Origin of the sequence: Psychrobacter sp., assembly GCF_036731945.1 — a bacterium.
In the GTDB taxonomy this organism is placed as follows: domain Bacteria; phylum Pseudomonadota; class Gammaproteobacteria; order Pseudomonadales; family Moraxellaceae; genus Psychrobacter.
Map to the genome: position 1 here is coordinate 1 of NZ_DAINDI010000075.1, position 12,694 is coordinate 12,694.

General features: G+C 44.6%; 11 protein-coding genes and 1 pseudogene. 8 read left to right on the top strand and 4 right to left on the bottom strand.

Translation table 11 applies throughout. The features are described 5' to 3' along the window. From V7D75_RS12615 to V7D75_RS12645, 7 genes and pseudogenes are all read left to right on the top strand, one after another. A pseudogene (locus V7D75_RS12615) lies at positions 1 to 978 on the top strand (glutamate--cysteine ligase); the annotation flags it as partial. A gap of 85 nt (positions 979 to 1,063) precedes the next feature. After that, positions 1,064 to 1,576, top strand: coding sequence for a disulfide bond formation protein B (locus tag V7D75_RS12620; protein ID WP_333614829.1), 513 nt, complete (start codon positions 1,064 to 1,066; stop codon positions 1,574 to 1,576). 422 nt (positions 1,577 to 1,998) lie between these two features. After that, a complete protein-coding gene (locus V7D75_RS12625) occupies positions 1,999 to 2,631 on the top strand; it encodes a copper resistance protein NlpE N-terminal domain-containing protein (RefSeq protein ID WP_333614830.1) in 633 nt (210 codons plus the stop codon). Positions 2,632 to 2,827: 196 nt separating this feature from the next. Continuing rightward, positions 2,828 to 4,318 (top strand): UDP-N-acetylmuramate:L-alanyl-gamma-D-glutamyl-meso-diaminopimelate ligase, encoded by a 1,491-nt coding sequence (gene mpl / locus V7D75_RS12630; RefSeq protein ID WP_333614831.1) that lies wholly within the window; start codon positions 2,828 to 2,830, stop codon positions 4,316 to 4,318. A gap of 379 nt (positions 4,319 to 4,697) precedes the next feature. Then, complete coding sequence (locus V7D75_RS12635; RefSeq protein WP_068408390.1) at positions 4,698 to 4,952, top strand: GlsB/YeaQ/YmgE family stress response membrane protein; 255 nt, start codon at positions 4,698 to 4,700, stop codon at positions 4,950 to 4,952. Between the two features lie 219 nt (positions 4,953 to 5,171). Further along, positions 5,172 to 5,726, top strand: a complete 555-nt coding sequence (def, locus tag V7D75_RS12640; RefSeq protein ID WP_333614832.1) for a peptide deformylase — start codon at positions 5,172 to 5,174, stop codon at positions 5,724 to 5,726. Between the two features lie 159 nt (positions 5,727 to 5,885). Further along, positions 5,886 to 7,061 (top strand): type III PLP-dependent enzyme, encoded by a 1,176-nt coding sequence (locus V7D75_RS12645; RefSeq protein ID WP_333614838.1) that lies wholly within the window; start codon positions 5,886 to 5,888, stop codon positions 7,059 to 7,061. 94 nt (positions 7,062 to 7,155) lie between these two features. On the opposite strand, the gene V7D75_RS12650 is transcribed toward V7D75_RS12645, so the two are convergent. The 3 genes from V7D75_RS12650 to dnaJ form a co-directional block, all read right to left on the bottom strand. Further along, entirely contained in the window at positions 7,156 to 8,091 is a 936-nt protein-coding gene (locus V7D75_RS12650; protein ID WP_333614833.1) for a hypothetical protein, read from the bottom strand. Between the two features lie 82 nt (positions 8,092 to 8,173). Next, positions 8,174 to 9,004: a 4-hydroxy-tetrahydrodipicolinate reductase gene (dapB, locus tag V7D75_RS12655; protein WP_333614834.1), complete on the bottom strand. Its 831-nt coding sequence runs from the start codon at positions 9,002 to 9,004 to the stop codon at positions 8,174 to 8,176. 165 nt (positions 9,005 to 9,169) lie between these two features. After that, a complete protein-coding gene (dnaJ, locus tag V7D75_RS12660) occupies positions 9,170 to 10,297 on the bottom strand; it encodes a molecular chaperone DnaJ (RefSeq protein ID WP_333614835.1) in 1,128 nt (375 codons plus the stop codon). 419 nt (positions 10,298 to 10,716) lie between these two features. On the opposite strand from dnaJ, the gene V7D75_RS12665 reads away from it, so the two are divergent. Continuing rightward, positions 10,717 to 11,370 carry a DUF2939 domain-containing protein gene (locus tag V7D75_RS12665; protein ID WP_333614836.1) on the top strand — a complete coding sequence of 218 codons (654 nt, stop codon included), beginning with the start codon at positions 10,717 to 10,719 and terminating at the stop codon, positions 11,368 to 11,370. A 158-nt stretch (positions 11,371 to 11,528) separates the two neighbouring features. Here the strand turns inward: V7D75_RS12665 and V7D75_RS12670 are convergent, their stop codons facing one another. Then, positions 11,529 to 12,611 carry a disulfide isomerase DsbC N-terminal domain-containing protein gene (locus V7D75_RS12670; RefSeq protein ID WP_333614837.1) on the bottom strand — a complete coding sequence of 361 codons (1,083 nt, stop codon included), beginning with the start codon at positions 12,609 to 12,611 and terminating at the stop codon, positions 11,529 to 11,531. Positions 12,612 to 12,694: the final 83 nt, after the last annotated feature.

Sequence of the window (12,694 nt, forward strand, 5' to 3'; positions counted from 1 at the left end):
AGTTTGGTACTGTATTTATTAGGGGCAAGCCCTAGCGTTTGTCCGTGCTTTGTGTCAGGTATCGAGCATGACCTTGAGCTGCTCAATGACTCAACCTACTATAGACCGACGGCGACCAGCCTACGTATGGGCAAGCTTGGCTATACCAACAGCGTGCAAGAGCATCTCGATATTCGTTATAATAATTTGCCTGAGTATATTAAAGGTCTACGCCGTGCGATTCAGACCCCGCATGCAAGCTTTGAAAAACTTGGCTTAGACGATGCCGACGGCAATCCGATTCAAATCAATGACCATATTCTACAAATAGAAAATGAATACTATAGTCCGATTCGCCCCAAACAAATCGCGATGAGTGGCGAGAGCCCAACCGAAGCGCTTGAGCGCCGCGGTATCGCTTACGTTGAGTTTCGTGCTATCGACCTCGATCCCTATAGCGATATTGGTATTCGTTTATCTAGCGCCTGCTTTTTAGAAGTGATGGCATTGTACTGCCTGCTCAGTGATTCGCCAGAGCTGCTGCCAGCAGAAGAAGAAGCGTTGGCGGTTAATTTAGAACGCGTGGTCAACGAAGGTCGCCGCGAAAACTTGCAAATCATTAATAATGGCGATGAACAAACCCTTGAAAGCTGGATGCTCATGCACTTAAGCCGTATGCAGCCATTGGCAGAGCTGCTTGACGCGCATTATGGGGGTAATGAATATCGGACAGCAGTTGCTTTAATGCAAGGTAAAGCAGGGCATCCTGAGTCAACCATCTCGGCACAAGTGAACTCGGATAGTAAACGTTTGGGTAGCTTATGGCAGCTTGGCTTTACTTTGGCAGAGCAGCATCGTGAGTCGATATTACAGCAGACGTTGAGCCCAAACACCCAAGCCAAATATGAAGTACTTGCCGAAAAATCTATCTTGCAGCAGGCAGAGCTTGAAGCTGCCGAAACCGAAGATTTTATGGAATTTTTACAACAATACCGTTAATGGTTGATTAATTTGACCTTTTAACAGTCTGCTTTTTGTTAGTTTTATCCTATATCAATGAGCACTTTATAAGAGTATTCGCCCCATGCGACAGCTGACCACTTACCGTAATCTACAAGTGTTTTTAGTAATCATGGCCGTGATCGGCATGAGCTTTGCGCTATTTTTCTTACAGCGTTATATGGGGTTTTCGCCTTGTCCGCTATGTATCTTTCAGCGCATCGGTCTGATGATTATGGGCGGCTTTGCTTTGATTGCCGCTATATTTGACCCAAAATCAAAAATCGTCCGCTTACTATTATGGCTTGGCAGTTTGGCAGGGATTGGCTGGGCAGCAGCTGTTGCCGGCCGGCACGTATGGCTACAGCATTTGCCCGCCGACCAAGTGCCTTCATGTGGACCCGGCTTAGACTATTGGCTTGATACCCTACCGATGCAGCAAGTATTAAAAGAAGTATTTGCCGGCTCTGGTGAGTGTGCGTCTATTGAGTGGACGTTTATGGGTTTGAGTATCCCGGAGCAATCTTTGATTTTATTTAGCATTTTGATATTGGTACATTTGCTGATTTTGTGGCGTATCGTACGCCCTGCCCGCTAACCTGCTTCTACTACCCTTATGAGTAGCCAATAACCGTCCTGCATCAATGCATGGGTGGTTATTTTTTTGGCTCATATTTCAGGCGTTTTTAGCACGGTTAAAGCAAGAGCGTTTAATTAACGACACGCTCTAGTCACTTTTACACTTTGATATATCCAAGGTGTTTATTTACCCTATTGGAATAAGGGTAGTCTTAATTGCACTTTAAACGTATATAGCCAGTGTTTGCAAAGCCTCAGCGCGAGATTTGTTATCAAAACCATGAGGTTTATCACATAATTTAACGAAGTGAGGGTCGCAAGCGCTGCCTGTTGGCGCTAAGATTGTCCCTCACAATTTCTTTAACTTTTACCAAGACTTTAATTAGTTATCTTACTGACAAGGCTTAAACTCACTATTAAAAAATGTTTTTTGGTAACGCTATGATTACTATCTTACCCTATTCCTCCGCTGCAATTACCGCTATGAGACGCTGTACGCGCCCCTTGCTAGCGCTGCCGCTCTGCTTGCTACTCACGAGCTGTGATAGCGCGTCATCTTCTACGACTGCCAATAACACAACGACGCAAGGCGCTCAGACTACCAATAGTGTCGCACTTGCTGACTTGCAGGATGTTGATGTTCAAAACAATCTGACCGACGACGCAGTGGATGAGGCAAATAATGCAGAAGGCCAATCACTGATAGCAGCGGCAAACTCAAGTGATAACAGTCGCCGCGCGCCGATGATTTCGGCCGCCAGTAGCGACAGCAGCTTGCAAGCCACTTTGATGGGCGATTATGGCGGTGTGGTACCGTGTGCTTCTTGCGATAATATCGAGGTCACCTTAAATTTATTCGCTGATGGCTCTGTGCTAAAAACCAGTGTTTTTAATGATGCAGCGCCGACCGTTCCGCCTTTGTTAGAATCAGGGGTTTATCGCCAAGATGACGATAAAATCACCATCGTTTATGAGAGAAAAAACATCGAAACCTATAAAATCAGTGACAACCACTTGATTATGATGGACGCTGATGCCAATCTTAACGATGACTACACCCTTTCTCGTAAATAAATAACTGCCTACCTCAGCCAAATTGAGAGTCCACACAACGCCTACTGATTAGGCGTTTTTTATTGGTCATCTTATGGGGTTTACTTTACAATGAGGCTTTGATTATTGAGCTGCCTACCGAACTGCCAGCTCTACTAATCACCGTTGGCTGACATTCAAGCTCAATCCCCTTTTTTCAAGCGTGTACGGAACGTCTATGCATATTCATATTCTTGGTATTTGTGGTACTTTTATGGGCTCGTTGGCGTTACTGGCGCGCAGCCTTGGGCATACGGTCACAGGCTCAGACGCCAATGTTTATCCACCGATGTCGACCCAACTTGAAAATGCAGGCGTGACCATTGCCGAAGGTTATTTGGTCGAGCATTTGCAGCCAGCGCCTGATTTGGTGGTGGTTGGAAACGCCATGAAGCGTGGCATGGATGTCATCGAATATATGCTCGATAGCGGCCTGCGCTATACCTCAGGGCCGCAGTTCTTATCCGAGCAAGTGTTGCAATCGCGCCATGTCATCGCTGTGGCTGGTACGCATGGTAAAACCACCACAACCACCATGCTGGCGTGGATATTGCATTATGCCGGTATTGATACAGGGTTTTTAATCGGCGGCGTGCCATTGGTTAATACTAATGAGGAGCATCTGCAACAAGTCTTTGCCCATAGTAGCTATTTGGGTGCTGAAAAAGTCGCTGATGGCAGTGGAGAAAAAACCGGCTACTTCGTTATTGAAGCCGATGAATACGATTCAGCGTTTTTTGATAAACGCTCAAAGTTTGTCCATTATCGCCCGCGTACCGCTATTTTAAACAATCTTGAATTTGACCATGCCGATATCTTCGCTGACCTAAACGCCATCCAAACCCAGTTTCACCATATGGTACGCATGATTCCAAGTAGCGGCAAAATCATCATGCCAGCGGCGACCATCAGTCTAGAAGAGACTTTAGCAAAGGGCGTTTGGACGCCGGTTTGGCGGACAGCAGTTATTGATAAACAGTCAGTTGATTATAAAAAAGACGAGCAAAATTTACAGCACACTAACGACTGGCAAGCCGAGCTTATCAGCGCTGATGGCAGTCAATTTAGCGTCAGCTTTGCAGGGAACGATGAGCATGCAGCGATCGTCGATTGGTCGATGAGCGGTATTCATAACGTCAATAATGCGCTAGTTGCGGTTGCCGCCGCCTATAATGTTGGTGTCGATATCAAAACCGCCTGCGCAGCATTATCCGCTTTCGCTGGTATCAAACGTCGCATGGAGCTGATTGGTGATGTCAACGACATCTTGATATTTGATGATTTCGCCCATCATCCGACCGCTATTACGACTACCTTAGATGGCGCTAAAAAGAAACTGGCAGACAGACGGATTTGGGCGATTATCGAGCCGCGCAGCAACACCATGAAAATGGGCGTTCACCAAGACAGCTTGGCTGAGTCTGCCGTCCTTGCCGACCATACTTTATGGTATGAACCAACCGGACTAGAATGGGGTCTAAAAAACGTCATTGATAATGCCAAAGCTAATAATCCTAATATCGCAAGCCAGCAAGTATTGTCTAGTACCGAGGCGATTATTGAACATATTATTGATAACGCTCAAGCGGGCGATGCGATTGTCATTATGTCGAATGGCGGCTTTGAAGGTATTCACCAGCGTCTATTAACCGCGCTGCGCCATAAATAAATCTCCACTTATATAGCAAGCGTATTAAAGCCTGATTATTTCTAAAAGCATAGTTCGTTAAACGAGCTATGCTTTTTTTATGGTTACTTGCCGTCCTGTAGATGACTTTTCTAACGTTTATAAGTCCATATAATTATTTGAATAATTTACACATGATAGGAATCAACGCTTGGTCACGTTAGCGACTTTACTACCGTTTTAACCTGCCGTTTACCTATTTCATCTGCTTGATAGCAAATATGGCTTTTTTCTCACATAGCCCGTACACAGATAACATTTCGTCGTTACTTTTTATAGTGGCTAATGACTACAATGAATTCATCAAATAAGTAACAGATTATAAATAACCATATAAATTAAAAATATTAGGAGAATAACAATGAGCTTTATTTGGATGATTATCGTAGGTTTGGTCGCAGGTTTATTGGCACGCGCTATTAAACCGGGTAACGACCCGATGGGTTGGATTATGACCATTGTGTTGGGTATCGTTGGTGCGATGCTGGGTGGTTTTGTCGCAGGTTTAATCGGTATCAATGCTGATGGCGGCTTTACTGGACTTATCTTCTCAGTAATCGGTGCGATTATCTTACTGTTTATCTATGAGATGATTATGAACAAACGCCGCGTATAACAAGCGCAAGCCATTACTCGTATTAAATTAGAACATATAAAAAAGGTCTTACTCAAGGTAAGGCCTTTTTTAATGACTGCATTTTCTATCTGAATTATGAGTTATAAGTTTTGCTTATGTTATCACCTAAGAAAAACTGGCTATTGATATGCATTACTTTTGCCCCCATTTATCTTATAATATCAGTCCTATTTTATCTTTATCATTGAGGTGAGCCTTATGGCGTTACTCCCTATTTTAAGCTATCCCGACCCGCGCTTACGCACGATTGCTAAGCCTGTCAAGGAAGTTACGGCTGAAATCAAAACCTTAATCGCCGATATGATTGAGACGATGTATGATGCGCAAGGTATTGGTTTGGCGGCAAGCCAAGTCGACCGTCACATTCAACTTATCGTCATGGATTTATCGGAAGATAAAGACAGCCCAAGGGTATTTATCAACCCGAAAGTCACGCCATTGGTAGAAGAAAAGCAGCCGTACGAAGAGGGTTGTTTGTCGGTGCCTGAAGTCTATGATAAGGTTGAACGTCCAACCAAAGTACGTATCGAGGCCTTGGATGAAAATGGCAATAAGATTGATGAAGAAGTCGAAGGCTTACTTGCCGTCTGTATCCAACATGAAATGGATCATTTAAATGGCGTCATCTTCGTCGATTATTTATCGCGTCTTAAACAAACGCGGGCGCGTGATAAAGTGCGTAAAGTCCTTAAAATACGCGAAAAACAGGGCGAGCAAATCGCGGATAAACAGCCACAAACGTCCAACTCTTAATACATTTATATTTTAAGCCACGTTTGTTGTCCTATCATTATCGTTAAAAATAATGACTTTATGATGATAAGATTGGCTTTTATATTCTAACGTTTTTATTCTCTGCTATTTTTATTCTCCGACATTCACTGTCTTCATTAAAGGTTTCCCACCATGACCATGATCAAAATTGACCAATATTTTGACCCTGCCGGCTGGCAGAAATTTACCAAAGCTGCCGAAGGTCGCGAAACCCCGTTTTTGGTGGTCGACTTAAGCCGCATTAAAACAAAATATGCGGAAATGGTTGGTTTTTTTCCAAAGGCAAAAATTCATTATGCTATGAAGGCAAGTCCTGCGGTTGAAGTCATTAACTTATTGGCTGAGCTTGGGTCAAACTTTGACTGTGCGTCAATCTATGAGCTGGATCGGGTGCTTGATTGCGGCGTTGAGCCGTCGCGTATCTCTTATGGCAACACCATTAAAAAAGCGCAGCATGTCAAATATGCCTTTGAAAAAGGTATTGATTTGTACGCAACCGATTCTGAAGCGGATTTAAAAAATATCGCTAAGCACGCGCCTGGCTCGAAAGTATTTGTACGTATCCTAGTACAAGGCTCTGAAACCGCTGAATGGCCATTATCACGTAAATTTGGTTGCCATCCAAATATGGCGATTGACTTGTTGATTCAAGCGCGCGAATTGGGCTTGGTGCCGTATGGTATCTCGTTCCACGTCGGTAGCCAGCAAAAAGACGTCGCCGCTTGGGATGATGCGCTCGCCAAGGTCAAATATATGTTTGACTGGATGAAAAATGAGGAAGGTATTAAGCTACAAATGATTAATTTGGGCGGCGGCTTTCCAGCAAACTATATCAGTGAAGTCAATCCGGTCAAAGTCTATGCCGAAGAAATTACCCGTTATCTGACCGATGACTACAATGAAGATGAGATGCCAGAGATTATCCTTGAGCCTGGTCGTTCATTGGTTGGCGGCTCGGGTGTCTTGGTCAGCGATGTGGTGCTGATTTCGCGTAAATCAGATACGGATTTGACGCGCTGGGTATATACCGATGTGGGCTTATTTCAAGGCTTAATCGAGACTTTAGGCGAAGCAATCAAGTATCCTGTCTACACGCCGAAAATGGAAAACTCAACAAGCGAAGGCACAGTCGTATTGGCAGGGCCAACGTGTGACTCAACCGACATCATGTATGAAGAAGCGGGTTACCAGTTGCCAGAAGAGCTTGAGATTGGCGATAAAATCTTTTGGTTAACGACTGGTGCTTATACCAACTCGTATTCGTCGGTCGAGTTCAATGGTTTTCCGCCGTTAGACGTAGTTTATATTGATTAATTTTTAACCAATCAATATCAATAACAAAGCGCGGTACTGCTTATCACAGTGCCGCGCTTTGTTATCTTTGCTTCGCGACAACATTAATAATCAACTACTGTACCAATAATAAAATAGGTACGCTATTGCTGCTATTTAGCGTCCTATTACTGGCATAACCTGAGCTTTGGCTTTGATTGTTTTGTGAGATTTGTCCAATATTGACCCACTGCCCGCGTGGCACGACAATGGTGCTATTCAGTCTTTGTCCTTGCACGCTACTGCTATTACTATAGCCATAGCGTTGATAAGAAGAATTAGCGCGCACGAGCTGTTCTTCTACTTGGGATAATTGTACTTCGACCTGCCCGTTTGGTAGTAGCCTTGGCGTCACCGCAATGCCTTGCGTTGTTGGCAGTAATACTTGCTGCTGAATAATAATTTGCCCTGAAGGGCGATGAACATTCGGATAATTTGGATATCCTAGATAACTATTGGCAATATAGGTTTGGTTTAATGAGTAAAGCGTGCCTGTGCTAATGCTTGCTGCGCTGCCCGACAGCGTTTGTACTTGATATAGATTATTACCTTGTTGTTGGCTATTACTTTGGTTCATTACGCCAGTACCTTGAAGACCGCGATTGCTAATAATAACCTGACCTTGCTGGATATTACCTTGGGATTGGCTACTATTTCCAACACGCACAGCAACGGTCAACGCCTGCGGTTGACCGTCAATCTGATTGAGTAACTGCTTTACTTTTTGATAATTAGCAGCCGTGGTATGTAATACGAGCTTATCTTGATAAGACGACACCGAGCCGCCGTCGCGACTGCTACTTAACTCTTGACGCACCGCTGGTAATAGGCTTTTACCGCCATAAGTATGAATGACATAAGTTTGATAAGCGGCCGCTTGTACGACTATTGGCAATACCGTTAAACTTAAGATAAATGCTATCGGACGCGTATAACTTGTGGTTTGGGTAGCTTTTATCATAGCCAACGTGCGGCCAAAACTTGTTATTAGATGTTCGCTAAACTTATTCATGTCTGACTCCTAGCAGTCATTCTGCTTTATCAATAAGTAACCGCTACCAAACCATCAATGAGAAACCTTAATATTTTAGGCTTTAGTCATTTAAGCCTAAAACATCTTGCATATTGTACTGCCCTACTTGTTGCTCAATTACCCAAGTGGCCGCACGTACCGCACCAGCGGCAAAGGTCATACGTGCGCGAGCACGATGGGTGATTTCAACCACCTCACCGTCAGCAATAAACATTACGGTATGATCGCCGATGATTTCACCACCGCGTATTGCATGAATGCCAATGCTGCCAGCTTCGCGCTCGCCTGTTTGCCCTTCGCGGCCATAAATGGCAACGTCTTTTAAGTTCTGTCCGCGCGCTTCTGCAACCGCTTCTGCCATCATATAAGCCGTGCCCGATGGGGCGTCGATTTTGTGTTTATGGTGGGCTTCGATGACTTCTACATCGGCATCATTGCCAAAGGCTTTTGCGGCCATAGCGAGTAGCTTTAACGACAAATTAACGCCCGTTGAATAATTACCTGCATAGACGATAGCGATTTGCTTACTGGCTTCTTGTAATACTTGCTCTTGTTGCTCATTAAAACCTGTGGTGCCAATCACCATCGCAACTTTGTTCGCGGCGCAGATTTGCATATTTTGTTCGCTCGCATCAGGCAAGCTAAAATCAATCAGCACATCAATGTCATTAATAACGGCTTTTAAGTCATCGACAATCTGTACCTCTAGGCGGCCAATCGCTGCAACTTCACCAGCATCGGCGCCGACAAGGCTCGAACCCTGACGCTCAATCGCGGCATTCAGCGTGGTTTGCGCGTTGTCCTGTACCGCTTCAATGAGCATACGTCCCATACGTCCGCCAGCACCGATGACACCAACGTTAATAGTTTGCTCTTCTGTTTGTTGACTCATATCTTGTCCTAAATGTTTTATTTTCGATAGATTGGTTATTAAATTTATGAGGTTAAGTTTAGCAAATATAGTGGTTAAATGGTTTTTTATAGCATCACCAAAAAGGCCTATCGTTTCACGTGAAACGGTAGGCCTTAAAATGACTTAAACAGCAAGGTTTAGCTATCAATCAAACAAATCACCAATCTTTTTAAAGAATGACTTTTTATGGGGTGACTGCTGATGCTTGCTGTCACCATCAAGCGTATCTTGGAATTGACGTAACAAGTCTTTTTGCTCGCGTGTCAGGTTCACTGGCGTCTCGATGACCACACGACAAATCAAATCGCCTTTCATCGTCGTACGTACTGGCGTCACACCTTTACCGCGCACACGCAGCAATTTGCCACTTTGCGTCCCTTCGGCGACCTTGATTTTGACTTTGCCGTCTAGGGTTGGGATTTCGACTTCTTTACCAAGCGCCGCATCAGTAATGCTCACGGGCACATCCATATAGAGGTCAGCGCCTTGACGATTAAAGACGTCGTGCGGTTTCACACGTACTTCAACGTATAAATCACCGTTTTGCACGCCAGCGCCGCCCGCTTCGCCTTCACCTGCTAGGCGAACACGGTCACCATCGTCAACGCCCGCTGGGATAGACACTTCAAGCGTGCGCGATTTATCTTTTACGCCGCTGCCATGACAGTCAGAGCAAGGGTTTTTAATCTGTTTGCCAGAGCCGCCACACTGCGGACACGTCTGCTGCACGGCAAAAAAGCCTTGCTGCATACGCACTTGGCCTTGACCATGACACATCTGACAAGTGACCACATCAGAAGCATCTTTTGCGCCTTTACCATCGCAGGTATCGCATGGCGCAGGCGCGGTAAAGCTGATTTCTTTTTTACAGCCGCGCACCGCTTCTTCTAAGGTCAGCTCAATCACATAACGTAAGTCTGAACCGCGGCGCGAACGGCCACCGCCGCCGCGTGATTGACCAAAAATGTCGCCAAAGTTGCCAAAAATATCGCCAAAGATATCTTGGAAATTGCCACCGCCGCCAAAACCGCCACCGCCCATGCCGTTTTCAAACGCCGCGTGCCCCATGCGATCATAAGCTGAGCGCTTTTCTTCATCGCTCAATACTTCATAAGCCATCGACGCTTCTTTAAATTTGTCTTCAGCATCAGGGTCTTCAGAATTGCGGTCAGGATGGTATTTCATGGCCAGCTTGCGGTAGGCTCGCTTAATTTCCTTGCTGTCAGCGGTCTTACTGACACCTAATACTTCATAAAAATCGCGCTTACTCATGGGCTCTCCTATCGTCTTTACAGTCCACCGATCGGCCGATTCATCAACCCAAGTCAATCTTCTCCTTTGCACTGCACGCACCTACTTACAGGTTTCACATGAAACGTGGTGAATAGGTAGCAAAAAGAGGATAACTTATGAATCTTACGAGCGAATACGGCGGGATGCTGCTTAGCCAAATCAATTATTAAAAGTTTGCGCTATTTATGGAGATGATGGCGGGATTTATCAAGCACTGAAGCGTCTAAATTATAAATTATGAGGCTTTAGACCTTTTAAAAAAGGATTTATTAAGAATTGCACAAAGCTTTCCATACCTTTATAAGGTGTAGGCGTGCTAATATTTAGCGCGATATTGATATATATAAATACTGTTTTTAATTTTTTAACCATTAGATTTGCGCTAAGGTCGTATTTTTATGAAAAAGCTGATTGTTTTGTTGATTGTTATTGCCGTCGCTATCTATGGCGGTTCGCCTTATTACAGCGCTTATCAGCTTAAAAATGCCTATGACGCCAAAGATGGTGCAACGATCGCAGCGGCGATTGATTATGAGCAGGTGCGACCCAGTATCCAAAATCAGCTGACCAGCCAATTTGCAGTGACCATGACCAAATACCCATTGGTTGCCGAACTTGGTGGCGCGCCATTAACCGAAGCGGCCAACGGATTTATCATCCAAGCGGTCGATGGCGCCATTACCCCGCAAAACATTGAAAAACTAATCAATACCCAAGGCCAAGCAAATACTGCAACCAAAGAGCTTGCCGCAGCATGGGCGATTGCTAGTAATCAAGTTGATCTTAAAAACCTGATTCAAAATTTAATCATTCAGCGCGGCGACGTCAATGCCGTAGTCAAAAATCAAATGCAGCAAATCATGCAAAAGCAAGCAGCGGAACTAGAGCAACAAGCGGCGCAAGGCACCGATAGTGATAAGCCAAAACTGGCCTATTGTGGTATCAACTGCTTTACCATTAGCGGTCAGGTGAAAGGTTATCTGCTGACTATTGAGATGCAGCGCGATGGTTTGATAAATTGGAAAATCGTCGATATTGTTTTGCCGCAATAGCTATTACTGTAATAGCTGTCACTGCAATAATGGTTGCCTCAATCCATTTGTCAAAAGTAATGTTTAAGTGCATTAAAAAACGTCCGATAAATTATGTTTATCGAGCGGTCTTTTATAATCTGTTTGACTCAAAATTTCATATCATAAATTTATAACCACTAATCTACGCCCAAAAATTCTAAAAACTCTGGGCTCTCAAAGCTTGCTTGATAAAGGACGCCGTCTTCGCGGTAAATAGCTGGCGTTGCCATGACCGCAAGCCCTGCTGATTTTTCACGGTTAGGCGTTACATAATCGGCTTTACAGCTGGCTGGTGCAGGCGTCATTTTACCTTGTAGCATTGCTTTATCAAAAGCTGTGCGGCGGCTGTCCTCCCTACCCTGACACCAGATAGCGCGCATTTGCTCAGGCGACTTTTCATAGATTGGATAACCGATGGTTTTTACCGTCACGCCTTTGGCATTAAGCATGGGTAGCTGCTGATGGAGACGGCGACAATAAGGACAATTGACGTCATTAGCGACATAAATAACCGCTTTCTCAGGGCTGGTGGCAGGATAAGTAATCAATTGGCTGTGGTCTAAGGTTGCAAATACCGCTTGGTTTTTAAGGCGCTCAAAGTTGCTATCAAGCCCGATAAACTGACCGTTTTCAATCACTGATATCTCACCATCGGTGATATATTGCCCATCGTCTGATAATAGAAATGGCACACCTTCTAAAGTCGCACCCCAAATGACTCCCGGCACGGCGGTATAAAAGAAGGGCGTTTTAGTGCTCATGTTTTTAAGCGCGCCCATATTTGCCAATAGGTCAGATTTTAGGCTGGCACTGACGGGCTTGCCCACTTGCAAGCTGCTGCTACGCGCTGGTGTTTTTGTGACGACGCGCTTGCTTGGATTCTTTTGTAGCTCACCTTGGATGACATATTTGCCCTCTTTGGTGATATGCAGCGGCGGCTGGCCGGCCAAATTCACTTGATACATATTGGGTAATTTAGAGGGCACAATAGAAGTGATTTGCGTTTTGATACCGGCTTGGCTCAGCAGTTGGCGTAATTGACTATCGACAGCTTTGCTCACACTGCTAGTCGCTTGCGTACTTTGTATACTCGCACTATTCTGCGGCGCTTGGTTGACATTATTTTTGATAGTGTCAGTGGCGCTTTGCTGCGCACAAGCGGTGGTGGTCAATAATATGACACTCATTAAGCTGGCGGATTTTAACAGAGAGAATTTCACAGAAGACTGTCCTATTGATTTTTAATAGCAATACTTTAAAAATGCTCATTATTAATAAAGCTGACTATATTATGTAAAAATAT